We start from the raw sequence: 26392 nt of genomic DNA on the forward strand, positions 1-26392 counted from the left end.
CCTTGCAAGGCATAGACTATCTCGCCTCGGTACAAGCATGTTACTGCTTTACTGCAAGAAGGTCTGCTATTTTTCTATCATTTGAGAGTCTTGGGATCTTGTTTTGTCCCCCCAGTTTTCCCTGTGATTTCATATACTCATTAAAGCCGTCTTTTGCCACTCTCGTTATTTTAAGAGGTTGTAGTACTTTACCCTCTATAAGATCAAAGTAGTAAGAATTTTGAGCTTGTAGTGAGGTGTCTAGCGCTTTCGCGAAAGCGTCTAAATCTCCCGTCCCCTCATTTTCAAATTCTATCATCCACTCGTGATAAGGCAGTCCAGATTGTGGTGCTACTTGTGGTGCGACAGTAAACTCGGTCACCTTGATATCTGTACCTGCAGATGCCTCAAGCATAGCCTGCTCTACTTCTTTACCTATCACGTGCTCCCCAAATGCCGAAATAAAGTGCTTAATACGACCAGAGACCATCACACGATAAGGTTTGAGACTGGTAAATATTACTGTATCACCTATGTTATAAGCCCACAGGCCAGCAGTGGTAGATATAATCATTACATAGTTTACATCTAGCTGTACATCTTTGAGGGTGATTCTTTTTGGGTTTTCGTTAAAAAACTCATCTGCTTTTATAAACTCATAAAAGATTCCGTTATCTAGCTGCAGGAGCATTCCTTTCTCAGTCTGTGAGTCTTGAAAGGCAAAAAATCCTTCACTTGCAGGATATAACTCAATACTGTCTACACTTCTCCCTATAAGGTCTTCTAGCTTGCGACGGTATGGCTCATAATTTACCCCACCATACACAAAGAGTTGATAGTTTTTAAAGAGCTCTCCTACAGTTTTACCACTCTTCTGGATAAGACGCTCATAATACATCTGTACCCACGGCGGAATCCCTCCTATAAGGGTCATATCTTGATCTATAGTCTCCTCTACAATCTTATCTACCTTATGCTCCCAGTCTTCTATACAGTTAGTCTCTAGGCTAGGAAGTCTATTTTTCTGAAGATAGTTAGGCACATAGTGAGCTACTATACCAGATAGACGCCCTAGTTTAATACCGTTTTTTTCGGTCATTATGGGACTTCCTTGTAAGAAAATCATTTTACCATCTACAAAGCTCGTATTACCCGTCTCTGCGATATATGATAATATGGCATTACGAGCACTGTTAGGGTGCGTCTTCATACTATCTTTTGTGAGGGGTATGTACTTTACACCAGATGTGGTACCAGATGTTTTTGCAAAATACAAGGGTTTACCAGGCCATAAAACATCTGCCTCACCGGCAACCATCTTATCTACATAAGGTTTAAGCGCCTCATAATCTCTTATGGGTACGTGTTTTACAAAATCTTGATGGGTTTTTATTTTATCAAAATGGTGATCGTTACCAAAGTTTGTATACTGCGCAGCATCTATGAGCTTCTCAAAAACCTTTTGTTGAGTTTCTATAGGGTGATCTGCCCACTTCTTAATTTTACCCGTTATGTAAGAGGCAAAAATCTTTGCGCCAAAAGACTTTAATGACATTAGTTAAAATCAATAAAATTAACTGGGTTAATGGGGTATCCATTACTCCATAATTCAAAATGTAAATGTGGTCCTGTTGTGAGTTCTCCTGTATTACCTACAGTTGCCACAACTTCACCCGCTTGTACAAGATCACCTTGCTCCTTGTTAAGAGAAGCATTGTGTTTATACACGGTAATCAAGTTTTTAGGGTGCTCAATAATGAGTACGTGACCGGTCTCTGCTGTCCACTCTGCAAAAATCACTGTACCATCTGCCGCTGCTTTCACAGGAGCATCTTTTTCTGTTACAATATCTATCGCATAATGCTTTAAGGCAGCATTATAAGTAGATGTAATGGTACCTTGCACCGGTGGAAATAATGAAAAATCTGTATCCTCTACAGCCTTATCAAAAACGTTATATTTATCTTCTTGCTCTACCGTTTGTCTAAGCAAGCTATCTTCCTTGCTAGGTAGCACATAAATATCTTCTTCATTAAAAACCGCATCTCGTATAGAATCTCTATCAAACTCTAGCGCCTCTACGTCGCCACTTAGTACTCTGCGTATAGATGAGTAGTACTGCTCGTTTACTCGTATCGCATTTTCTAGCGAGTCTGTCTTTGCGACTAGTAAGGTTGCATTACGTTTAAGTTTTGTGCTTGAGTAACCTGGGATATACTCTCTAAGTGGTGTAAACGCAATGAGTAATGTGGTTAAGGCTATAAGCACTATAGCAGACACACCTACCAATATAAACACGTTAAGCCGTGTGAGTTTAAAAGAAATACGCTCCTCAAAAGTATCTTCATTAAGTATCACTAAGCGGTACTTGTGCAGTAGCTTTTTTGCAATTTTCTTCTTTTTAGTTTTCTTTTCTGCCATCTGATTTACAAATATACTTTTTTAGATGTGATATAGTGTAGACCTATTATTACGCTTACGCGAAAATTGCCATCACACACTACAAAGCTCCTTATTCTGTCCTTTTTATGACTTTAACGCTCATATGTTTGTTTTCTTACTATCTTTGTTTTTCTAAAACAGAAGATGATGAACACATTAAGTATACTTTTAGGAATGGTAGGCCCTTGGCAAATAGGACTTATTGTATTAGTGGTTTTACTACTTTTTGGAGGTAAAAAAATCCCTGAAATGATGCGCGGCTTAGGAGGCGGTATTAAAGAATTTAAGAAAGCATCAAAAGACGAAGATGACGATCTTATAGAAGAGAAAAAATAAAATCTAGTTTTATACTATATAAAAAACCGCATAGCTCCTTGAGCTATGCGGTTTTTTTAGTAATAGTAGTCAGCTTTTATGATTTCACCGCTGTTGCTAATTTCAATTTGATAATACCCGTGGTACATAGGGTATGATAGGATTCCTAACTCTTCATTTGGCTTACCATCCTTGCGTCTTTTCAAAACCTCTTGAGATGAATTTTTCAACGCATATATTCCATCAAACCTAATAAAAGAAATTGGATAATATTTTTATCCAATAAGGACTAGATGATTTGTCCTTTCGTGTATATGGCTATAACCATTAACTAATTGGAATTTTCTAGTTAATCCATTACTCTCTAAAAGAATACAATAATTATTTTTAGGGTTCTTTTCAATTGCTTCCAATAATAACTTCTCAACTTTCGAGGGTAACAAATAAGGTATGCTATCACCTTTTGATGGACTAGTACTATTGCAGCTAGCAGTAAATACTATGATTAAAAAAAACCAATATACTTTCATATACCTACTTCAACTTAGCCGTTTTTAATATACTCTCTAGCTCAAACATATTATCACGCTGGTCTTGAGAGGGTGAGAATATAAAGCCTTCTAGTATGAGGTATCTCCCGTTTTCTTCATCACGTATTGCATAATTTACAAAGGGTCCAGCCATATAACGACCATCTACCTCCCAGGTTCCTTTAGTTTCATACGTAAACTTACCGTCTATTTCTGTCTCTTGTAAATAAGGTGAGAAGGCTCTCTCTGTTATAAAACGGCCATCATCTACAGGTATTTTTTTACCACCTATAGAGTCACGCATACGTATGATATTTTTTATGGTAAGTGTATCCTTATCTATGGCTTGAAGTGGTACTTCGTATACTGTTATATTCATATTACCGCTACGTTTTAAATCCTTACGTATCCAGAAGATATCTGGTTTTTGCTCTGCATAACGATATGCTGTAGGGAAGTTAAAACGTACTCCAAAGGTTTTTTGTAGCGAGTCTGTCTCTTTTAGTGCTTTTTTAATACGACGCTGGTTTGCCACTAGCTCTTGCGCTTTAAGAGCCGTCACAATTTTTTCTTCATTATCAATAATGAGGTTTGCAATTTGTGTCTGGCTATTTCCAGTAACAATCACACCTGTTTGTGGGCGCGCATACTTATCATTTACAATAGTAACGGTTGCACTATCTGCCGCTTTGATTTGAACAAAAATCCTGTTTTTGAGCAAAAACCCGCTAAAGGCATCTGGTGGTATCTGGTCTATAGAAAACTTAGGTTCTTCTCTAGGCAATCCATATACCGGATCTGCAAGAACGTCTCTTAGCGCATCTCCTATAGTGCCCTGCCATTGATCTTTAGTCACAATAACCTTTACGTTATTTATTTTTCCTACAGACTCTGTTAATATTTTTTTTCCATCGCCATTAGAGCAAGAAGCTATAAATGCAGTAGTTAAGAGGGCTAAAAATACTTTTTTAATCATATGGTTTTTTATTAGACTAGCACCCTGACATTACGAGGACACTGGTAGTGTTTTTATATCTATAAATTTCAAAAAATGCGCCAGGCACGTTAGACAGTGGTCTGTATTCTGATTGATCAAAATTCCATCCATTATGTCCTTTCTGGTCTGTAAAAATAGCATTGAGCGATTCTACCCATTTTACTATTGATGTTCTGTCTGGATTTGTAACGGTAAGGACCTCACCACTGGCAAGGTATGCATCTGCACAGTTGCGCTTCTCATAGCTCAACCCGTTTTCAAATGTTTGTGTAAAACCACAATCTACCACGCCGTCTGATGGAATAGGCTCTTTATCAGAAATAGGTTTATAGTGTTGTAATAGATACTCGTATACCGGATCTTTTTTTGAAGTGTTCTCTACATCTACAGGTTCAAGTATAGTCTCTTGAGCGATGCTCACACTCACAAAACAAAAACATAAGACGTACAGAAGAGTTTTCATAACTAGTTATTTTGACACACGTAATTTCATTCCTGGTTTGAGTTTTGTGCTACTAATATCGTTCCAAACTTTAATATTGTCAACACTTACTCCTGGAAATTTATTTGCAATCTTCCAGAGGGAGTCACCATTTTGAACGGTATAGATCTTTTTCCCTTTAAGAGAGACACTTTTCTTCTTACTCGCAACAGTATTATTAGTCACTGGTTTTCTAGGGTATATTGTGAGTCGCTGCCCTATTTTAAGTGCGTTAGATCGCAGGTTGTTCCACTTTTTGATCTGGCTTACGCGCACGCCATATTTATTTGCAATTTTACCAAGGTAATCACCACTACGCACGCGGTATCTTACTTGCGAGCTCGCCGCTAGTACCTCTGGTAAAGGTTTTTCTCTTTTGTCTAATTCCGCTTTCGCGAAAGCGTAAATAGCTGCCTCATTTTGTACAAACTTCCCTACGCTCTCTATAGGCAGTCTCACATAATACTTCTTATTTTCTATCACAGGAATGATGTCCAACTTGTACTGCGGGTTTAAGAACTGTACAATCTCAAGAGGTACGCCCACAATGCTAGATACTTGGTCTAGGGCGATAGTTTGTTTCACGTGTATCGTGTCTGTCGCAAAGTAATTTACGGGTGCTTTTTCTGGAGTGTAGCCGTGCTCATCTGCATATTCAAAAAGGTACATTGTTGCTAGAAATGCTGGAACGTATCCTGCGGTTTCTCTAGGTAAATTCTGGCGTATATTCCAGTAATTTTTATAACCTCCAGAGCGCCTTATGGCCTTAGAAACGTTACCAGGGCCAGAGTTGTAAGATGCTAGGGCAAGGTCCCAGTCGCCGTGTATGTTATATAGTTGTGATAAGTAGGCACAAGCCGCCTCTGTTGCAGCAATAGGATCCATACGGTCATCTACATAACTGTTTACTTCTAGATCAAACATTTTACCAGTTGTAAACATAAATTGCCAGAGTCCCGTTGCTCCTACTCTAGATTTTGCTCTTGGTCTTAATGCACTCTCTACAATGGCGAGATACTTCATCTCAAGAGGAATGTCATATCTGTCTAGTCGTTCTTCAAACATAGGGAAGTAAAACTGGCTCACAGCCATTAACTTCTCCATAGTAGGTTTATGACGTTTTAAATAACGGTTTATCACACTCTCTAGCGAGGGATTATACTCTACGTTAAAAGGTGTGCGCGCATTTATGGCTGCGAGTCGCTTTTTTAAAGTATCTGTGGGTAACTCAAGCTTCACCTCTGGAAGGTAAGTCTGGCTGTTTCTTATAGCATTTATAGAGTCATAAAGATCCATTCTGGCAAGTTCTTGACGCCAGCGCATATCTATAAGGGCTGCCTGCGGCTCATCTTCTAGTCTAAATGTTATTGAATCTTTTACTTGAGTAGCAATAACTGTTTGAGGTAGATCTTGTGATATCACATTTGTCTTCACCTCATTTACAATAGTGATTGTATCCGGTTGCAATATTTGAGTTTTTACTTGCTCACTAGCAGGTTGCTTAAGCTTGTATGCCTCGTATGATAGTGTGTCTTGTGCTTGCAGCGATAGTGTAACTAGCACTAGTGAGCAGAACAAGAAAAGGTTATTTTTTATGTGCATTTGGGTCATAGTCAAGAAACGAAAGATACGAGAAAATCGTATGGTTTTAAAAATAAGGGAAGACCTTAACGATTTAAGGTAATATATTACCAGAACAGCATTTATTTATTCAATAATTCACTTGTATTTTTTATGGCTATCACGCATTATAGGTCATTAAAAAAGCCACCGCTTAGGGTGGCTTTTAAGAATTTATGTATTGTAATTATGCTTTAATCGCTGCTATACCTGGTAGTGTTTTACCTTCTAGCATTTCTAGCATTGCTCCTCCTCCGGTAGAGACATAACTTACTTTTGAATCAAAACCAAATTGCTTTACAGCAGCAACACTATCACCACCACCTACAAGTGAGAACGCTCCGTTTTGAGTAGACTCTGCAATACTATGGCCTAGTGCAATAGTACCTCCTGCAAAAGTTTCCATCTCAAAAACGCCTAGAGGCCCGTTCCAAAGTATAGTTTTTGCTCTTTTTACTACGGCATCAAAATTTTCGCGAGAAGCGGGTCCCGCATCTAATCCTTGCCATCCATCTTCTATAGCTGTGATGTCACTCACTTTTGTATTTGCATCGTTTGCAAAATCATCTGCAGCAATAACATCTACAGGTATATGTATCTGTACACCTTTTTCTTTTGCTTGTTTAAGTATGTCAAGCGCAAGATCCATTTTATCATCCTCACAAATAGAGTTTCCTATCTGGCCACCCTGTGCCTTAATAAACGTAAATGCCATACCACCACCTATAATCATCTCATCTACTTTATCAAGTATGTTTTCGATTACGGTAATTTTTGAAGACACTTTAGATCCTCCTAGAATAGCAAGTACTGGCTTCTCGCTATTGTTAAGCACGCGATCAAGACTCTCTATTTCTTTTGCTAGTAAATATCCATAACACTTAGCATCTGGAAAAAATTGAGCAACTACTGTTGTAGATGCGTGTGCACGGTGTGCTGTACCAAAGGCATCATTAACATAAACATCTCCTAGAGTGCTTAATTGCTTTGCAAACTCTTCATCACCTGCAGTTTCCTCACTGTGATAACGTAGGTTTTCTAATAGTAAAATCTTACCCATCTCAAGGTCTTGAGCTGCCTGCGTTACTTTATCACCCACACAATTATCTACAAAGTTTACCTCTACACCTATAATCTCAGAAACAGTACTACATATTTGAGATAGTGAGAACTCCTCTTCTTCATTTTTAGGGCGCCCCAAGTGCGACATTAAAATAGCCGAACCGCCATCCTCAAGAATTTTTAAAATAGTAGGTTTTGCAGCCTCTATTCTGGTAGTATCTGTGATATTACCTTCCTCATCAAGAGGTACATTAAAATCTACACGTATAAGTGCCTTCTTATTCTCAAAATTAAAGTCGTCTACTGTGATCATATCCGTTGGTTTTACTAGCAAATATAATGGATACAGAGGATAATAAATGCGGTGATTCCTTTATATTTGGCGCTATGCTGTTCTCAAACGTTATAGGGCAAGATTTTATTAAAAATCACCTCACTACAAGTGTAGATGCAGGTCGTATTGCTCACGCTCAACTATTTGTAGGCCTTGCTGGCACAGGTGTCTTACCTATGGCCATTGCTTATGCCCAATATATTTTATGTAATAACGCTCAAGGCGAAAACAACACTGGCGCGGCAGATTGCAATCTAAAATTTGAAAATTTATCTCATCCAGATTTACATTTTGCCTTTCCAGTTGCTACTACGCCAGAAGTAAAAAGCCATCCCGTATCTAGTCATTTTATGAAACAGTGGCGCTCTTTTATAAAAGAGAACCCATACGGAGACCTTTTTGAATGGCATCAACACCTAGGTATTGAAAAAAAACAAGGTCAAATAGGTGTAAATGAAGCTGCAGATATTAATAAGTCCCTTTCACTTAAAGCTTATGAAGGTGGATATAAGGTAATGATCATTTGGTCTGTAGATAAAATGAATACAGCCGCTTCAAATAAATTACTCAAACTTCTTGAAGAGCCACCTGCTCAAACCCTATTTATCCTCATTGCCGAAAATGAAGACAGCATTATAGACACTATAAAGTCACGATGTCAAGTTCTCACGTTTCCGAAACTAAGTGAACCTCAAATTGCACAGGCACTAATTACAAAACACAATACACCAGAAGCCGAAGCAAATAAAATTGCACATCAAGCACAAGGTGATTATCAACAAGCATTACATCTTTTACATCACGATGGAGATGATATACAATTTGAAAAATGGTTTGTTACTTGGGTACGCACAGCCTTCCAAGCAAAGGGTAAAAAAGAAGCCGTTTTAGGCCTTATATCTTGGAGCGAGGAGATAGCAAAATCTGGTCGTGAGACACAGAAAAATTTCCTTGAATATTGTGTCCAGTTTTTCCGTCAGGCACTGCTTAAAAACTACAAGGCAAATGACCTTGTTTTTATGGAACCAGAAACGGGATTTGATCTTTCTAAGTTTGCTCCATTTGTACATAATAACAATATAATTCCCATTGTAGAAGCCATACAAGATGCAGAATACCACATAGAGCGCAACGGTAATGCAAAGATTATCCTTACAGATCTCTCTATTAAACTCACTAGATTACTACATCGCAAAAGTCAATAAATCAATTTATTACATATTTTTAGACAAAACTAAAATAATATTTAGTTAAAATACCAAAGGAAATCAATTCGCTTTTAGGTGATTCCTTCCCGCGATATTAAAAAAGGCATAGCCTGGTTTACTCCATCACACAGGTTCAACTAAATTGAACATAGCATAACAACATTCACAAGCTAAAAATATGACTAGCCCTCAGATGTATTTACACACAAAACACACCCTCATTGCGGATCAATTTTGTTAGCTAAAAGTAGATTATATTACCGTGATAAAACTTCATAAAATAACGAGCATTATACGCTCTAATTATGATTTAAAATAGGTTACAAAACAATTAATAATTTAAGATAAATAATAGCTTACACTGAACTCTAAATTCAATTAAACACCTAAAAAATTAGCTTATAATATTCCTGAAAAACTCCCAAATAAATTAATATCTGAAGTCTACTTCTTCATATTTTACAAGTAAAATATTACGTAAAAATATCACCTCTCTAACGCCACAATCTTAAATAGAAATGCAGATATGCAATTCTGCTCACGCAGTATTTTAGGCCGAGACCAATGCGATAATCTATTATTAATAATTTTTGCGCATAAAAAAAGCGGTGATTTCTCACCGCTTTACCTATAATAAATAGACTTTATTTACTCCTTTATAGTGTAATTGTCATTCATTTCTTTAAGAATAGTCTTTGTAAGATCTAATTCTTCCTTCCCAAAAAGAACACTTCCAGCATCGTTAGATCCATAAATGTATGAGTATCCATTTGCCTTACCGTAATCCTTAACTTTAGTTTTAACCTTAGTAATAAGAGAGTCTATTACCTCTTGGCTCTCTACTTGTAACTTTCCTATTCTAGCCTGGCGTTCTTGTTGTAACTGTTGTGCTTCGGCTCCAAGCTCATTATACTTTTCTTCTTGTTTTTTACGAGACATAGAAGGTCCGTTTTTTCTAAAAAGATCTTCTTTAATCTGGTAAGCCTTGATCTTAAGTTCAAGATCTGCCATAATCTCGTCGTTTTCTTTTGTAAAACGCTCTTTTGCTTCTTTAAGCTCTGCATATTCTGTAAGTAACTCTTCAGTATCTACAAAACCAGTCTTTTCTGTTTGACACGCAACAGCCATCATTGCTGCAACAAGTAATACTCCTATTTTTTTCATTGTGTGTTTTTATTAATTGCGGCGAAAATACTGAGAATCCATAACATTCTAACATTTTAAAATCGACAAGTTATATTGAGGCATAAATTTTCCAATCCTCCTATTTTATTTCACGTGGAACATTGCACACTAAAAATTCGTGGAAATAAGAGATAATAATAAAAAACAATGAATAAAATAATAGTCAATAAGAAATTACTATCAAAAAAAGCTATTTAAAAGGTGTCTTAGATTCGCTTTTAGAATAAATACACATACAGATAGCACCAACTCCATAAAACGCTCTTAAAACGGCTTATTTTTATTTTAAGCGTGTTTTAAGACATAAATTTGAGAAGAGTAACCTCCATTTGCTTTTGCCCTCTTGTTGGAGCGTAGACCAGTAGTAAGAGCCTTAAAATAATTCATCTTACCAGATGTATATTTTTCAGAAAGTAGGCTCACGTAAAAAGCATCAAACTTCATAGGTAAAACTTCTACCAGTTTTAAATCACTTAATTCAAATAACATTTTTATAGATTGCTCAGAAAAATGATATAAGTGACGAGGTACATCATATGCAGCCCAAAATTCTTTATAATGAGAAGCATCATAAGATTCAAAATTTGGGACAGCTATAAACACGGTTCCATTTGTAGTAAGGTGTGTTTTAAGCCAATCTATTTGCCCTTGTAGATCATAAACGTGTTCTAAAACGTGCCACATTGTAATCACATCAAATTGCTCCTCCCCTACTTCTTCAATAGTAGATTTTAAATTGAGTCCTTTTTTTTGAGCTAGTGATTTGGCTTTTATGCTAGGTTCAATTCCAGAAGTATACCAGTTATGTTTAGACAGATGTTCTAAAAAATCTCCAGTTCCGGCGCCGATATCTAAAACACGACCCAAAGATGGATGATATTTTTTGAGGAGTTTACGCTTTCGCGAAAGCGTAATTCCCTTTACCGTTTGATAAGCAATTTCAAATAAAGAACGTTTGCCATCTGTATGGGATATATAATCATCACTTTCATAATATGAAGGTAAACTCCCTAAAGTAGGTTTTGGCATCGTGTAATACATATGTAATTTCTCATCATATGTAAGCACAAATTCTTCTCCTGTTACAGAATGATCTTTAACTTTAAAATCCTTTTTCATTAAAATTGTTTCACGTGGAACGAAAAGAAAACTAAAATCACCTTCCCATATAAACTAACATCACACTTATATCTGAAGGAGAAACTCCACTCACTCGTGATGCTTGAGAAATTGTAGTAGGTCTAATTTTAGATAACTTTTCTCTAGCTTCAAATGATAATGATTTAAGCTTTGAGTAATCAAAATTATCTGGAATTTTGATATTCTCTAGACGTTGAAGCTTATCTGCATTTGCTTTTTCTTTTGCAATATAACCAGCATACTTTACTTTTATTTCTGCTTGTTCTAACACATCACGCTCCAGACTATGCTCGTCAATATATGCTGCAACCTTTTTAAACTGCTTCATATCTTCTAGATGTATTTGAGGTCTTGAGAAAACCTTAAACATCTTATCAGATTGTCGCATAGGAGAAGATCCTCGTTCTTTTAATATATCATTTACCTCCTCTGGGAGTATACTTGTATGCTCAAAAAACTTAACTAGATTGTCAGATTGCTTGCGCTTTTTTTCCATAGTCACAAGACGCTCCTCAGATGCTAGACCCACTTTATGTGATCTTGGAGTGAGACGCTCGTCTGCATTATCTTGTCTTAACAAGGTTCTATACTCTGCACGAGAAGTAAACATTCTATATGGCTCTTCTGTACCTTTTGTAATAAGATCATCTATAAGAACACCTATATAAGCCTCGTCACGTTGTAAAGTAAAAGGCTCTTGATCGTGTACTTTTAAATGTGCATTCATACCCGCCATAAGACCTTGAGAAGCGGCTTCTTCATATCCCGTTGTTCCATTAATCTGACCAGCGAAATATAGCCCGCTCACAAGCTTCGTTTCCAACGTATGCTTAAGCTGTGTAGGCGGAAAATAATCATACTCTATCGCATAACCAGGGCGGAAAAATTTTACGTTTTCAAAACCAGCTACACTACGCAAAGCTTTAAATTGTACATCTTCTGGAAGAGATGTTGAAAATCCATTTACGTAAATCTCACAGGTATCCCAACCTTCTGGCTCAACAAATAACTGATGTCTATCCTTATCTGCAAAGCGGTTAATCTTATCTTCTATAGACGGACAATACCTTGGCCCGAGAGATTTGATTCTACCATTAAACATAGGAGAACGATCAAAGCCTTCACGTAATAAATCGTGTACCTCTGGCGAAGTATAACTCATATGACAAGGACGCTGATTAGTAAGCGGACTTGTCTCTTTACTATAACTAAACTTCTCTGGAACGTCATCTCCTGGCTGGATAATCATTTTAGAAAAATCTAATGATCTGCCATCTACACGAGGTGGTGTTCCTGTCTTCATTCTACCAGAATCAAAACCAAAATCCAGTAGTTGCTCTGTAATACCAGTAGCCGCTCTTTCACCAGCTCTACCTCCTCCAAATTGTTTCTCCCCTATATGGATAAGTCCATTTAAAAAAGTGCCATTTGTAAGTACCACAGATCTACCTCTCACTTTAATACCTAAAGAAGTAGTTACACCTACTACCTTGTTATTTTCTACTAGAAGTCCGCTCACCATCTCTTGATAAAAATCTAGATTAGGTGTTCCTTCTAGACGCAATCTCCACTCCTCTGCAAATCGCATACGATCACTTTGCACTCGTGGTGACCACATAGCAGGACCTTTTGATTTATTGAGCATCTTAAATTGTATTGCTGTCTTGTCAGACACAATACCACTATATCCTCCTAATGCATCAATCTCTCTTACAATCTGCCCTTTTGCAATACCACCCATAGCTGGATTACAACTCATCTGGGCGATGGTTTGTAGATTCATTGTTACAAGAAGCGTAGAACTTCCCATATTTGCAGCAGCAGCAGCAGCTTCACATCCTGCGTGACCTGCACCAACTACAATTACATCATATGTATCTTGAAATAAACTCATTGTTTCACGTGGAACATTAAACGTGTCCTTTATTGAACACTTTGTATTACGCTTTCGCGAAAGCGTGATTACCCTAACAGAAAATCGTGCAAAGATAAATAGTTTTAATCACTTAAAGAGTTAAGGTTATAAGAAGCCAAAACTATTGAAAACCAATGATTGTAAGAAAATTACTACTTAAAACAATGCCAAATATGTATTCTCCTTACTGCGCATAAGCTTTGCCTCCTCTATACTCTTATCTTTATAACCGCAATAGTGCAGTATACCGTGTACCATAACACGGCTTAATTCGTCTCTAAAAGAACAATTAAAAACTTGAGCATTCTCCTCTACTCGCTCTACAGAGATGTACATATCACCACTTATAACATTACCTTGAGTATAGTCAAAACTGATGATGTCTGTAAATGTATCGTGGTCAAGAAAGTCTACATTGATTTTATGTAAATAAGCGTCATCACAAAATATGTAATTCAACTCACCGACAATCTTCTTTTCTGCACAGATAACTCCTTCTAACCAAGTAATGACTTGTTCTGGATTAACTAACTCAAAATCATTTGTACTATTAAATTCTATCATCGCTGTTCTGAAAATAATCTTGCACCTTACGCTTATATTCTTCTTTAAGAGGAAGTGCGTTACGGTTAAGAATTTCTGTTGTATTAAAATATTTTTTTGCTTTCTCTAAAGCACTATTTACGGGATTTGAAAAACTCTTAAGATTTGTATTTGCCTCACGTTTTTCTTCTTGACCTTGCTGAAAAGTGGCTTCCTTGAGCTTCAATAATTCGTGCTTAAGTTTAGTCATATTCTGCATAGTCTCATTACTAAATCCTTTGTCTAATAATTGCTCCTCAACTTTCTGCATATCCTTTACAAGTTTTTTTGCGTCATCACCTAGACCTTCACGCTCAATTGCATCTTGTAACTGCTGTCGTAATTTAGACTGTTCCTTGTAAATTTCATAAAGCAATCCTTGCTCATACTCATCTCCGCTATTTTCACCTTCGTTATTACCAGAACCTTCTCCTTCACCATCTTTATCTCCATTACTTGATTCTTTACTGCCTCCTTTACCACCTTTACCTTCACCTTCTTTTCCGCCCTCTCCATTAGATCCAGGCTGCTCTCCTCCTTTTCCTTCACCTTCTTCACCGCCTGGTTTATCTCCACCTGCCTTTTCTCCGTCTTCACCATCCTCACCATCTTTACCTTCACCAGGTTTTTTTCCCTCTCCCATTTTTTTGTTGAGCTCTTCCTGACTTTGTATGATGTCTGGCAATTGCTCACCGCCACCACCGCCAGAACCTACACCAGCTCCTTTGCCTTTTCCAGAGCCCTTACTAGACATCATAGCATTCTGCATATCATCAAGAGATTGGCTCAAAAGATCTGCAAGTTCATTTGCTCCAGTAATAACATATTGCTGGCTGCTTACTCCTTGTATAATTTGATTTTCTGCAAGACGCTCTAACGCCTTATTCATATTATAATCTATGTCTACTAGTGACTCATTTATTACCTCATCAAGCTTAGGTTGACGTAATGATAATGCATAAAGACTATCATCTATATGCTCAAAATTCTGTTTTAAAACATTCTGGCGTCTTAGCTTTTTAGCATAGTTAGGATTTTTATCATCCATACTTCTAAAGTTCATCATCACGACTTCTTCTTCAAAACTAAAAACTAATAAATTATCAAGTATCTGTCTAAGCATCTCTGCATCCTCTTCTAATGCTTCCTCACCAGACATTTGCATTTGTGACTGCATAGACTGGCTCATTTGCTTCATTTTATCTGCTGCCTTTTTTTGTTTTTTCTGTGCTGCAGATGTGTCTTGAGGTTGCCCACTTTGTTGTTGTTGCTGTTCTTGATTTTTTAATTCTTGTGAAGCTCCTTGTTGCTCTTCTTTAATCTCTTCTTGCTTTTGCTCATCGCCAGGAATATCCATTGGCTTTTTTAGCTCTTGATTTTCTTTTTCGAGATCCTTAAGCGCTTCTTCTAGATTTTTAAATTCTTCATTAAGTTGTTGCTGTTGCTCACTGGTATTTTCTGCTCCTTCCTTTTTACTTAATGCTTCTTGTTTTTCTGCAAGCTTTTGTAAATCATTTGCGATTTGCTCAGCCTTTTTTTGAACGTAATATCTCTTTGTAAGTTCAACCATTTGCTCAAGGTTGCGCTTATTATTTTTATTCTGTTTTTCTAGTTCCTCTAGTTTTTCTGAGAGCTCTTCTTTTGGCATTTTTTCTCGCAGCTCTTGTAACTCTTTGAGAAGTTTTTCATTTTCCTTCGCCTTTTTTTCTTGACGTTCGAGGCGTTCCTTTAACCTCTCTTTGTCCTCATCTGTTTGTTCTTCTTCCTTTTGAAACTCATCCAGATTTTCTTTAAGCTGTTTAGAAAAGTCTTTCATCATTTCTTCTTGCTGCTGTTGTCGCTTTAAGAAATTGTCCAGCTTTTTTTGATCATTAAAGGTAAGTTCCTTTTTCTCTTTTTGAGTACGAGAGATTTCTTTGAGCTCCTCCTCTCGTTCCTTCATCTTTTGTAAAGACTTGTCTAGATTACTAATTGATTTTTGTTGTTGCTCTAGTTGTTTGTTTTTGAGTTCATCCTCTGTGAGTTTTGTGTAGCTAAAAATTGTACTCTTTGTGCTCTTGTAATTATGAACTGCATCATTATCAAAAACCTCAAAATAATACTCGTAATTTACACCCTCCTGCAGGTCAAGATTATCAGGAAAGGCATAAACAAATTGATCCACATTACCCTTTGATATAGCAATACTCTTATATTGTTTTACTTCAGTTTCAGACGGGTAATACACGATTTGCAACTTAGTTAATCCATAGTCATCACTTACTTTACCGTAAAAATAGTTTTGTTGTTCGTTTACCGTATCTCTTTTTGCCTCTAGTAATAGTTGAGGGTATTGATCTTTTATAACTTGCAAGTTATAGGCAAGACTTTCATAGTTTTTTAATCTTGCATTGCTCGTACTTACCTCGTAGCTCGTATTATTATAAATACGCTTAGAGGTGCTGTAAGATGTGCTGTTGTTTTTATTTTCGCTTAAAGCGAAAGAAATAATAGTATCCTTAAGCACAAGATCTACATTATCAGTTTGTCTTGTACGTAACTCCCAGCTCACGTTTGAGCCTTCTGGAATAATTGCATTTCCAGTGTTTTTAATACGTTCTGTGCGCTTATTAGTGTGATTAGGATAATCTATAACCATCTCAAAATCAAGTAGTACCGGAACTCTAAGTATCTCAAGATCATAAGGTTGAGAAACCACCTTATTACCTTGAAGGCTAAAGGTCACATCTTCTGTAGGTTGCTCAAAAACATAACTATACTCTCCTGGAGCCGTTTGTTGTAAAAAATAAACCTCATCGTTAAAGCGTATACTTGCCTCCTCCGGAACTACATCTCCTACGGTACGCACTCTAAGTTCAAAATCTTTATTCTCTATAGCTTGTAAATCTTCATTAACCACATAAAAAGAAAAAGGAGCTGGTGGCTCATAAGCTTCATTATAGTTTACAACACGCTCATAGCTAGAAGAAAATACCTTTTCCTTACCTGCATAGTTTGCGATAAGAAATACCACAATCGGGATGGCAGCATACTTTAAGTACTTACTATTTTTCTTAAAATCTATGGCTAGCTTAAAAGGTACCGGCTCTAGCTCTTCACTTTTTTGTGCTATGCTCGCCAGCATAAGTTCTGAGTCTCCAGCATCTTTGTGTAACTGTAATGTGTTTATAAGTTTGTCACTTACCTCTGGAAAATAATTACCTATTATACTCGCAGCATCTTTATAGTTAATACCTTTTGAGAGTTTAAAAAGTCTAGATAGTGGGAGTAAAATGAATTTGGCGAGAAGTGCTATTTCTACAAGAATAAAAACCCAAAATAAAACGGTACGACCTGCAGGACTGAGCCAAAAGAAATATTCAATTAGGAGGGTGAGTAAAAAATATAAGACTCCAAAAGCAAAAAACAAAATCACGCCTTTAAGCAACTCATTTGTGTAATACTTCTTAATAAAACCTTCTAACTTCCTCTCTATCTTTTCAAACCTGTTCATCATTATAGGTATTCTCTTTATAGCAACCTCTAAAGTACTATTTTATTATGTTTTAAGATTGTTCTATTTTGTAAGCAATAATCTTGCCTATCAACACTTTATACAAGGTTAATACATTATCCATTCTAATAATAAATAAAACATAGCACTTTTACCCTATGAAAGATCTCAAATATCTTACTGCCTACTCTACTCCACTATGTGCTTTTATAGGTCTTACTTATCAAAGTATCTGGGTGTGGTTAACCCCAATTTATGCCTTTGTACTCGTACCTATCATTGAATCAATTTTACCTGTAAATAAGGTTAATATAGACTCTCAAGAAAAGGAAGATAAACAATCATTACACTGGACAGATTTCTTATTGTATCTAAACATTGTGATTGTGTACGGTATATTATTACTTACATTAACCACAGTAACAACTCAAGAAACTAGCCTTGCAGAGCTTGTAGGTCTCATATTTTCTACCGGTATTGTAATAGGCTCTAATGGAATAAATGTAGCTCACGAGCTGGGTCATCGTAAAAGTAAAATTGAGCGAACTCTAGGTAAATTCCTCCTACTGCCAGCACTCTATATGCACTTTTATATTGAGCATAACTATGGCCACCATCTTAAAGCTGCCACTCCAGAAGATCCGGCCACAGCAAAGTATAATCAATCGCTCTATTCTTTTTGGGTTTCTTCTATTTACAAGCAGTATACAAACTCCTGGAGGATACAAATGGATCTATTAAAAAGAGCAAATAACTCTTTTTTATCTTTTAAAAATGATATGCTCTGGTATCATATTTTTCAAGCTAGTTATTTGTTTGTTGCCTATTGGTTTTTTGGCTCTTTAGGTCTTATAGTTGTAATTTTTGCAGCAATCGCAGGTTTTTTACTCCTTGAGACAATTAATTATATAGAACATTATGGGTTGAGACGTAAAAAACTTCCTAGTGGCCGTTATGAACGTGTAAGAGAAGTACACTCGTGGAATAGTAACCACGTTTTTGGGCGCATAATGCTCTATGAGCTTACCCGTCACAGTGATCACCACTATCGTGCAAATAAGAAATATCAATTACTAGATTATCACGACATAAGCCCGCAGTTACCATATGGATATCCTACCAGTATGGTGCTATCGCTATTACCACCCTTATGGTTTAAGATTATGAACAAGCGAGTCCCAGCAGATCAGAGACCACAGGTTAATTAAATATAGTTCTACAAAATGTAATTACTGGGGTTACGCTTTCGCGAAAGCGTAAAAACTTTAAACCCTAAATCTCAAAATTTTACTCTTCTTAAAAGTATCTTTGCACAAAATCTAAGACTATGTCTCAAAATGTTAGAGTGCGATTTGCACCTTCACCTACTGGGCCATTGCACATCGGTGGTGTGCGCACGGCGCTTTTTAATTACTTATTTGCAAAGAAACACGGAGGTACTTTTATCTTACGTATAGAAGATACAGATCAAAATCGCTATGTAGCTGGTGCCGAAGATTATATACGTGAGAGTCTAGACTGGTGCGGTATCTCTTATGATGAGGGACCTACTAAAGATGGTGGATATGGACCATATAGACAAAGCGAGCGCAAGGATATGTATCACACCTATGCACAGAAGCTTATAGATTCTGGTAATGCTTACTATGCTTTTGACACTGCAGAGAGTCTAGATGCTCACCGAAAAGATCACGAGGCAAACGGTAAAACTTTTATATATAACTGGCACAACCGTCTTAAACTAGATAACTCACTAGTACTCTCTCAAGAAGAAACTAAACAACGCATCGCAGCTGGTGATAACTATGTGATACGTTTTAAATCTCCTCAAGATGAAGTTTTAAAACTTCAAGATGAGATACGTGGTGATATGGAGATAGATACAAACATACTAGATGATAAGATTTTATTTAAGTCTGATGGTATGCCTACCTATCACCTAGCAAATATTGTAGATGACCACCTTATGAAAATCTCTCACGTAATACGCGGTGAGGAGTGGTTACCATCTCTTGCTTTACACGTATTGCTTTACAGAGCATTAGGATGGACAGCTCCAAAATTTGCACACTTACCGCTTATCCTTAAACCAGTGGGTAAAGGAAAGTTAAGTAAGCGTGATGGAGATAAACTAGGTTTTCCAGTATTTCCGCTACAATGGGAAGATCCTAAGAGTAATGAAATCTCTTCTGGTTACAGAGAAGATGGATACTTTGCAGAGGCTGTAGTAAATATGCTTGCCTTTTTAGGATGGAATCCAGGTACAGAGCAAGAAATCTTTAGTCTTGAAGAGCTTATTGCTGCCTTTGACCTAAAACGTGTTAATAAAGGCGGGGCCAAATTTGATCCAGAAAAAACAAAATGGTTCCAGCAGCAGTATATGCAAGAAACGCCCGTAGCAACTATTGCAACAGCTTTCTCTTCTTTGTTAACTGAGAAAGGTATTGAGGCTACAGAAGGATATACTACACAGGTTGTAACACTTATAAAAGAGCGTGCTGTCTTTGTAGAAGATCTTTGGACCTTAGGTAGCTACTTCTTTACAGCTCCTACCACCTTTGATGAAAAAGCATCAAAAAAGGCCTGGAAAGAAGGGACAACCGCTATTATGGAAGAAGTAAAAATCATTCTTAATGGTGTAAATAACTTTACAACTATAGAGGCACAAACAGCTCTTAAAGCCTGGATAGTAGATAGTGAACTAGGGTTTGGAAAAGTAATGCAACCTTTTAGGCTTTCGCTAGTGGGAGCTATGCAGGGACCAGATGTTTTTGATATTGCAACTACTATAGGTAAAGAAGAAACACTGCGACGTATAGATTATGCTATCGCTACGCTAGGATAAATAGTATTTGATATTCTAAAAAAGAGGGAGTTTATAGCTTCCTCTTTTTTATGCTTTAAAGATAAAGAACAATACCTCCAGCTAGTAAAGATGGAGATCCTTTAAAATTATTTGCATTAGGATCTACATCTAATAGATCTCGGTCGTTAAGATTATTAAACATATTTGTAAATCCATATTGATATTGTATAATAAATCTCACGTGCTCAAAACCAGCGGTGATACCTATAATACCAAAACCATTTATACGTGATATTTCTTCAATATCTTCTGCTCTTAATGCTGTATAACCTTCTACAATATTATCTCTCTGGCCCGTCTGTCTTAAATTCATTTTACCATTAACAAGTAAGGCAGGACCAAAATCTATTGCAAGATGTTTTTCTATAAGATTGTAACTAAATAATAAATTAAGCTGTGCTCCTATTACTGTATATCTTGTTTCCTCTAAACGTGACTCTCCTAGTGGACGACTTTGTAAATTTATATTAGCACTTAAAAAATCAATCCCATAAACGATTCCAAAATCGTTGTATAATCTACCCCTCGTGGTAAGACCACCTAGAAAACCAGTTTCTCCTTCTAGATTAAAGTTTTGGGTATCTATATCTAGTACTGAGAGTTTTGCCTGTAGCCCTAATCTATTATAGTTACCTGGACTATAATAAGACTGTGCTGTTACGGTAAGCATACCTATAGCAAAGAATATTAAAAAAACTATGTATCTCATATATTGAGGTTCAGACTAGAACGACTTTGATTAATCAGTTTGTAATATAGAGCAAGTTTATTCCGTTTCAGAAACTTTTAGCTTAAGTGTTACTTTTTCTCGATAATAGCTACTTATCTTTATGAGAATCTTTGTGAAAGGTTCAATAAACCATCAAAAACAATTATTATGAGTCAAGTTATTCTTCCTGTACTAATAGTTTTTACACTATTTGTATTAATCTCTGCTTTCTTTATGGTAAAACAACAAACCGCTGCTGTAGTCGAACGTTTTGGGAAATTTGTAGGGGTACGTAATTCTGGATTACAATTTAAAATACCACTAATAGATAAAATTGCGGGGCGCATCAACCTAAAAATTCAACAACTAGATGTTGTGGTAGAAACAAAAACAAAAGATGACGTTTTTGTAAGACTTAAAATCTCTGTACAGTTTCAGGTAGTAAAAGATCAAGTATATGATGCTTTTTACAAACTAGAAAACCCAGGAGATCAAATTACTTCATACGTTTTTGACGTAGTACGTGCAGAGGTGCCTAAAATGAAACTAGATGACGTTTTTGAGCGTAAAGATGATATTGCCATAGCCGTAAAGCGTGAGCTTAATGAAGCAATGTCTAACTACGGTTTTGACATCATTAAGACACTCGTAACAGACATTGATCCAGATTTACAGGTAAAGGCAGCTATGAACAGAATTAATGCAGCAGAACGCGAGAAAGTGGCTGCAGAGTTTGAAGCAGAGGCAGACCGTATCAAGATTGTAGCAAAAGCACGTGCAGAAGCAGAGTCTAAGCGTTTACAAGGACAAGGTATTGCAGACCAGCGTAGAGAGATTGCTCGTGGTCTTGAGGAGTCTGTAGATGTATTAAATAATGTAGGGATCAATTCTCAGGAGGCATCTGCTCTTATTGTTGTAACACAACACTATGATACTTTACAATCTATGGGTGAGCAAACTAACTCAAACCTTATACTTATGCCTAACTCACCACAAGCGGGTAGCAATATGCTTAATGATATGATTACCTCATTTGTAGCTTCAAATCAAATAGGTGAGCAAATGAAAAAAGAAAATGAAGCAAAAGGAATCATAAACAAAAAAAATAGAGATTCTCAAGAAGACTAAAATCTTTTTAATATAAAAAAAGCCCCAAGATATCTTGGGGCTTTTTTTGTAAATAATAGTGCGATACTATGCTTTATATTCTCCTTTTTTATCTACTTCCTTAACGCGCTTGTAACCAAAGATTGCACTAAGTAATTTTGCTACTACTGCCTTTTGTACCAGTGAGCCTACAAGATTACCTATAGAAGAAACTGGAGACAACCCTGAGCTCATTCCAGTCTTTGCGCCATTTACATTAAGTCTTACCTCCTCCTCGCTTATTTGTCTCTTAAGCTTAAGGATTTTAAGATCGTGTTCTATCTGGTCAAAGTTATTATATACTCTCATCTATCTTGTTTTTTATAGGCATAGAAGCTCCTGCTGAGGGCGTTTCTTTAAAAGAATCATCGCTGAAAGCCATTTTACTATACTTTGTAAGTAACATACGCTCAAGTGGTTTTCCTGCAAATAAGAATACTAGTAAGAAAATGACAATATATATGCCACCCACTATAAAGTATCCTTTACTAGCACTATCTAAGGCATCACCTATAATGATGGCAAGACCAATAGATAAGAATAGCAAAGCAAGAAGACCAAAAGTGGCCCTAAGTGCAAGATTTGCAGCGCTTACTAAACCTCTCATTCCATTTTTAAACAGTGAGAGTTTATAGTACTCTGCAGTAACCTTAGCATACTTTTGCCCGTTATCTGTAAGTCCTTTTAGATTATTTGTTAACTTTTCAAAAGCCATATTTGATTGGTTTAGGTAGGCTTATGATAATGCTTTTTCTGTTTTTACCTTTGCCTTTTCTACGGTAGCATCTTTTTGCAACTTAGCATTTTGAAGTCTCAGTTCTGCAAGTTTAGATTCTAATGTTGCAATTACATCATCTGCTTTGTGACTTGCTGTAGAGATTGTACTATTAAGTTTTTCTTCAAAAGATAATTTTGCCTGTTGTGCATTATCTGTAAGTGACTCTCTAGTCTCTTTAAGTTGTTTTACCAGCTTTTCTTGTTCTTTCTTTGCCTTTTTAGAAAGGTCTTTTCTAGTCTTAGTTCCTTTTTCTGGAGCATAAAGAATTCCTGCTGCTGCGCCTATTGCACCACCTAGAACTAAAGCTAATAATGTATTACTTGACTTACTCATATCTCTATTATTTTTGATTAGTATTTGTTGTTGTGTAAAGATATTTTGATAGCCCTTTATTCTCCGTTAATAACCGGTTAATATCCACAATACCAGCTCATAATAAATGTTAAAAAAACCCGCTATCTATCAAGATAACGGGTTTTTATGCCAATTTTAGTTAAAATAGAGATCCCTATTTCTTAAAACCTTGCTGCCGCTTCTTGCAGCAATTCATTCTTATCTTCTCTTGCTTTTTCGACAAATGCTTCTGCACCTTCTATGTCTTTAATGGTTTTGTTTTGCGCTTTCGCGAAAGCGTATAAACTCTCCATACCCGCAAGACGAGTTCCTACCTTCTTTGCCGCAGTGTTAAAGAATCCTTTTACCTCTTCTTCTGTAAGCTGGACTGCTAGTTTTTGAATATCTGCTACTGTAGTAAGACGCTTCTCCTCTGGAAGATTTGCTAGCTTCTTACCTAGTTTATTTATAGTACTCAATGCAGATGCTTGTTGCTGCTGAGGTTTTGGTGCATTTTGATTTTTTTGTGAAGCTTGCTTAGGCTTAATTTTTGCCCAAGAGTCACGTAAACCTACCGTTCTATTAAAAACAAGATGTGATGTGGTACTGTCCTTATCTACATTAAAATATCCCTTGCGCTGAAACTGAAATAAGTCACCTACCTCAACATCTTTGAGACTAGGCTCAAGGTAGCCTGTAATGGTTGTTAAACTGTTAGGATTTATAAATTCCATAAAATCCTTGTCTTCGTGACCATCTGGATTTTCATCACTAAAAAGTCTATCAAACAAGCGCACCTCTGCCTTAATAGCGTGTTGTATAGATACCCAGTGAAGTGTACCCTTTACATTGCGCTTAGAAGCTTCTGTACCACTTCCAGATCTACTCTCTGGGTCATAGGTACAATGTATCTCTGTGATGTTTCCATCTGCATCTTTTATGACTTCTTCACCCTTTATGATATATGCATTTTTGAGACGTACTTCTTTACCCGTAGTAAGTCTAAAGTATTTACTACCAGCATTTTCTTTAAAATCTTCACGCTCTATGTACAGCTCTTTACTAAAAGGAACTTTACGCTCTCCTGCACTCTCATCTTCTGGATTATTTTCTGCATCTAGCCACTCTTCTTTTCCTTCTGGATAATTTGTAATCACCAGTTTTACAGGATCAAGAACTGCCATCACTCGTGGTGCAGTACGATTTAAATCTTGACGTATATGAAATTCTAATAACGCTACATCTATCACATTCTCACGCTTTGCAACACCTACTGCATCTATAAAGTTACGTATAGAAGTAGGTGTATAACCACGACGACGTAAACCAGAGATAGTAGGCATACGTGGGTCATCCCAGCCAGATACAACACCTTCTTCTACCAGTTTAAGAAGCTTGCGCTTACTCATAATGGTATAGTTGAGGTTAAGGCGTGCAAACTCTCTTTGTTTTGGACGTAAGTCTTCACCTGTATAAACTTGGTCAAGAAACCAGTCATATAGCTCTCTATGAGGCTTAAACTCTAGTGAGCATAAACTATGCGATATTTGCTCTATATAATCGCTCTCTCCGTGTGTCCAGTCATACATAGGGTAGATACACCAGTCACTACCTGTACGGTGGTGATCTTTATGTAAAACTCTATAAATAATAGGGTCACGCATTAACATATTTACGTGTGCCATATCAATCTTAGCACGTAGTATGTGTTCTCCTTCTTTAAACTCTCCTGCCTTCATTCTTGCAAAGAGGTCTAAGTTTTCTTCTACTGTGCGATCACGATAAGGTCCAGGTACACCAGGTTGTGTAGGTGTGCCCTTTTGCTCTGCCATTGCCTCACTAGATTGTGAATCTACATAAGCCTTTCCATCTTTAATGAGCTGGATAGTCCAGTCGTATAATTGCTGGAAGTAATCACTAGAAAAACATACTTTATCCCACTGGTATCCTAACCACGAGACATCTTCCTTAATGGCATCTACATACTCTTGCTCTTCTTTGGCTGGGTTTGTATCGTCAAAACGTAAGTTTACCGGTGCACCATACTTCTCCCCTAGTCCAAAACTTATGCATATAGCCTTACAGTGCCCTATGTGTAAATACCCATTAGGCTCTGGTGGAAATCTAAAGCGTAAATCTTCTTTAGAATAAGACCCTTTAAGATCTTCTTCAACGATTTGCTCTAAAAAATTTAATGATTTATGTTCTTCTGTCATAACCTATAATTCTTGTGGTAAAATTAATCATTTTGACGATGGGTTGTACAGGTGAATTAACTGGGATTTTTTACGCTTTCGCGAAAGCGTAATACAACCTCTATAAATCTTCTATATATAACTCAACACTTTCTACTTATTGTAACAAAACAAGATAAAACCCTACTCATATAGTAAGCAAAATACCTTTATGAAAACACTCAACTATACCTGTCCAAAATGTGCAAATACAACTTATAACATAGGGCAAATGAGAGCTACTGGTAGCTTTCTTACTAAATTACTTAATATGCAAACCGAAAAATACAGTACAGTTACTTGCAAAAAATGCTCATATACGGAGTTCTATAAAGCAAAAACTAGTGCGCTGAGTAATATTTTTGATCTCTTTGGAGGATAGTATTCTTATTATACATTGTACGTATTGTAACTTTGATCACTTATAAACAATACCGCTATATGGGAAAAATAAGAGTAACAAATATACGTGCCTATGCATATCACGGTTGCCTCTCTGAAGAGACAGCTATAGGATCTGATTATAGAGTAGATGTAGAAATTGAGGCAGATTTATCTAAAAGTGCTCAAACAGACACGCTATCTCACACGGTAGATTATGTGTTGCTTAACCGTATTGTTAAAGAAGAAATGGCAATACCCTCTGCCCTACTTGAGACCGTTTGCGAGCGTATTCTGGTACGATTTTTTAATGAGGAAGCACTCATACAAGTAGCAACAGTAGCAGTATCTAAGGTAAATCCTCCTATAGGTGGCGATGTAGAAATGGTAACTGTAGAGCGTACTAAAACTCGTTAAGCATTCATTTTAAACAATATAAATGCTGTAAAAAAAGGATAAGGTTTTTATATCTCTTCTTGATAATGCATAATTGCAACTAGAAGGAAGTAAAAAAGTAGTGATTCTCATAAGTTATATCACAAATCTATTCCTATATTTGCACGCACAACTGGTATCGTGGCCGAGTGGCTAGGCAGTGGTCTGCAACACCATCTACAGCGGTTCGAATCCGCTCGATACCTCAAAAAGGAACTTCATACGGA

General features: G+C 36.7%; 23 protein-coding genes and 1 tRNA gene. 8 read left to right on the top strand and 16 right to left on the bottom strand.

Annotation, left to right across the window (positions count from 1 at the left end; translation table 11 throughout):
* Positions 1-40 precede the first annotated feature (40 nt).
* Both ACFO5T_RS02005 and ACFO5T_RS02010 read right to left on the bottom strand, forming a co-directional pair.
* Positions 41-1534 carry a GH3 auxin-responsive promoter family protein gene (locus ACFO5T_RS02005; RefSeq protein WP_380031625.1) on the bottom strand — a complete coding sequence of 498 codons (1494 nt, stop codon included), beginning with the start codon at positions 1532-1534 and terminating at the stop codon, positions 41-43.
* A complete protein-coding gene (locus tag ACFO5T_RS02010; protein ID WP_375253182.1) occupies positions 1534-2400 on the bottom strand; it encodes a M23 family metallopeptidase in 867 nt (288 codons plus the stop codon). The genes ACFO5T_RS02005 and ACFO5T_RS02010 overlap by 1 nt, the downstream gene beginning before the upstream one ends.
* 168 nt (positions 2401-2568) lie before the next feature.
* On the opposite strand from ACFO5T_RS02010, the gene tatA reads away from it, so the two are divergent.
* Positions 2569-2757, top strand: a complete 189-nt coding sequence (gene tatA, locus ACFO5T_RS02015) for a twin-arginine translocase TatA/TatE family subunit (RefSeq protein WP_035326230.1) — start codon at positions 2569-2571, stop codon at positions 2755-2757.
* A 513-nt stretch (positions 2758-3270) separates the two neighbouring features.
* Here the strand turns inward: tatA and ACFO5T_RS02020 are convergent.
* From ACFO5T_RS02020 to ACFO5T_RS02035, 4 genes are all read right to left on the bottom strand, one after another.
* A complete protein-coding gene (locus ACFO5T_RS02020) occupies positions 3271-4242 on the bottom strand; it encodes a DUF4837 family protein (protein WP_380031627.1) in 972 nt (323 codons plus the stop codon).
* A gap of 16 nt (positions 4243-4258) precedes the next feature.
* Positions 4259-4726, bottom strand: a complete 468-nt coding sequence (locus ACFO5T_RS02025; RefSeq protein ID WP_380031629.1) for a hypothetical protein — start codon at positions 4724-4726, stop codon at positions 4259-4261.
* 6 nt (positions 4727-4732) lie between these two features.
* Positions 4733-6346 carry a lytic transglycosylase domain-containing protein gene (locus tag ACFO5T_RS02030; RefSeq protein WP_380031631.1) on the bottom strand — a complete coding sequence of 538 codons (1614 nt, stop codon included), beginning with the start codon at positions 6344-6346 and terminating at the stop codon, positions 4733-4735.
* Positions 6347-6551: 205 nt separating this feature from the next.
* The gene (locus ACFO5T_RS02035) at positions 6552-7739 is read right to left on the bottom strand and encodes a phosphoglycerate kinase (protein ID WP_038598160.1); all 1188 of its coding nucleotides are present in this window, start codon (positions 7737-7739) and stop codon (positions 6552-6554) included.
* A gap of 74 nt (positions 7740-7813) precedes the next feature.
* On the opposite strand from ACFO5T_RS02035, the gene ACFO5T_RS02040 reads away from it, so the two are divergent.
* Positions 7814-8965, top strand: a complete 1152-nt coding sequence (locus ACFO5T_RS02040; RefSeq protein ID WP_380032193.1) for a DNA polymerase III subunit — start codon at positions 7814-7816, stop codon at positions 8963-8965.
* 651 nt (positions 8966-9616) lie between these two features.
* Here ACFO5T_RS02040 and ACFO5T_RS02045 read toward each other — a convergent pair.
* The 5 genes from ACFO5T_RS02045 to ACFO5T_RS02065 all read right to left on the bottom strand — a co-directional run bounded on the left by ACFO5T_RS02045 (position 9617) and on the right by ACFO5T_RS02065 (position 17286).
* Complete coding sequence (locus ACFO5T_RS02045) at positions 9617-10132, bottom strand: OmpH/Skp family outer membrane protein (RefSeq protein ID WP_380031633.1); 516 nt, start codon at positions 10130-10132, stop codon at positions 9617-9619.
* A 306-nt stretch (positions 10133-10438) separates the two neighbouring features.
* A complete protein-coding gene (locus ACFO5T_RS02050; RefSeq protein ID WP_380031635.1) occupies positions 10439-11272 on the bottom strand; it encodes a class I SAM-dependent methyltransferase in 834 nt (277 codons plus the stop codon).
* Between the two features lie 37 nt (positions 11273-11309).
* Positions 11310-13187, bottom strand: coding sequence for a tRNA uridine-5-carboxymethylaminomethyl(34) synthesis enzyme MnmG (gene mnmG / locus ACFO5T_RS02055; protein ID WP_380031637.1), 1878 nt, complete (start codon positions 13185-13187; stop codon positions 11310-11312).
* Positions 13188-13364: 177 nt separating this feature from the next.
* Positions 13365-13772: an rRNA maturation RNase YbeY gene (gene ybeY, locus ACFO5T_RS02060; RefSeq protein ID WP_380031639.1), complete on the bottom strand. Its 408-nt coding sequence runs from the start codon at positions 13770-13772 to the stop codon at positions 13365-13367.
* Entirely contained in the window at positions 13759-17286 is a 3528-nt protein-coding gene (locus tag ACFO5T_RS02065) for a coiled-coil domain-containing protein (protein ID WP_380031641.1), read from the bottom strand. The genes ybeY and ACFO5T_RS02065 overlap by 14 nt, the downstream gene beginning before the upstream one ends.
* A gap of 155 nt (positions 17287-17441) precedes the next feature.
* On the opposite strand from ACFO5T_RS02065, the gene ACFO5T_RS02070 reads away from it, so the two are divergent.
* Positions 17442-18491, top strand: a complete 1050-nt coding sequence (locus tag ACFO5T_RS02070; RefSeq protein ID WP_380031643.1) for an alkane 1-monooxygenase — start codon at positions 17442-17444, stop codon at positions 18489-18491.
* A gap of 119 nt (positions 18492-18610) precedes the next feature.
* Positions 18611-20128, top strand: a complete 1518-nt coding sequence (gene gltX, locus ACFO5T_RS02075) for a glutamate--tRNA ligase (protein WP_380031645.1) — start codon at positions 18611-18613, stop codon at positions 20126-20128.
* 55 nt (positions 20129-20183) lie between these two features.
* On the opposite strand, the gene ACFO5T_RS02080 is transcribed toward gltX, so the two are convergent.
* Positions 20184-20858, bottom strand: a complete 675-nt coding sequence (locus tag ACFO5T_RS02080; RefSeq protein ID WP_380031647.1) for a hypothetical protein — start codon at positions 20856-20858, stop codon at positions 20184-20186.
* Positions 20859-21026: 168 nt separating this feature from the next.
* Here ACFO5T_RS02080 and ACFO5T_RS02085 point away from each other — a divergent pair, with 168 nt between their 5' ends.
* Entirely contained in the window at positions 21027-21986 is a 960-nt protein-coding gene (locus ACFO5T_RS02085; protein WP_035326207.1) for an SPFH domain-containing protein, read from the top strand.
* 66 nt (positions 21987-22052) lie between these two features.
* Here the strand turns inward: ACFO5T_RS02085 and ACFO5T_RS02090 are convergent, their stop codons facing one another.
* From ACFO5T_RS02090 to ACFO5T_RS02105, 4 genes are all read right to left on the bottom strand, one after another.
* Positions 22053-22313, bottom strand: a complete 261-nt coding sequence (locus ACFO5T_RS02090; protein WP_035326205.1) for a DUF6327 family protein — start codon at positions 22311-22313, stop codon at positions 22053-22055.
* Positions 22300-22719, bottom strand: a complete 420-nt coding sequence (locus ACFO5T_RS02095; RefSeq protein ID WP_380031649.1) for a phage holin family protein — start codon at positions 22717-22719, stop codon at positions 22300-22302. The genes ACFO5T_RS02090 and ACFO5T_RS02095 overlap by 14 nt, the downstream gene beginning before the upstream one ends.
* A gap of 21 nt (positions 22720-22740) precedes the next feature.
* Positions 22741-23115 (bottom strand): YtxH domain-containing protein, encoded by a 375-nt coding sequence (locus tag ACFO5T_RS02100; protein WP_038598144.1) that lies wholly within the window; start codon positions 23113-23115, stop codon positions 22741-22743.
* A 182-nt stretch (positions 23116-23297) separates the two neighbouring features.
* Complete coding sequence (locus ACFO5T_RS02105) at positions 23298-25331, bottom strand: glutamine--tRNA ligase/YqeY domain fusion protein (protein WP_380031652.1); 2034 nt, start codon at positions 25329-25331, stop codon at positions 23298-23300.
* Between the two features lie 190 nt (positions 25332-25521).
* Between ACFO5T_RS02105 and ACFO5T_RS02110 the strand changes: the two genes are divergently transcribed.
* The 3 genes from ACFO5T_RS02110 to ACFO5T_RS02120 all read left to right on the top strand — a co-directional run bounded on the left by ACFO5T_RS02110 (position 25522) and on the right by ACFO5T_RS02120 (position 26371).
* The gene (locus ACFO5T_RS02110) at positions 25522-25731 is read left to right on the top strand and encodes a zinc ribbon domain-containing protein (protein WP_380031654.1); all 210 of its coding nucleotides are present in this window, start codon (positions 25522-25524) and stop codon (positions 25729-25731) included.
* Between the two features lie 59 nt (positions 25732-25790).
* Positions 25791-26147, top strand: coding sequence for a dihydroneopterin aldolase (folB, locus tag ACFO5T_RS02115; RefSeq protein ID WP_035326199.1), 357 nt, complete (start codon positions 25791-25793; stop codon positions 26145-26147).
* Positions 26148-26300: 153 nt separating this feature from the next.
* A tRNA-Cys gene (locus ACFO5T_RS02120) sits at positions 26301-26371 on the top strand.
* The last annotated feature ends 21 nt before the right edge of the window (positions 26372-26392 follow it).

The sequence above is a fragment of the Dokdonia genika genome, assembly GCF_042652845.1.
Lineage (GTDB): Bacteria > Bacteroidota > Bacteroidia > Flavobacteriales > Flavobacteriaceae > Dokdonia > Dokdonia donghaensis.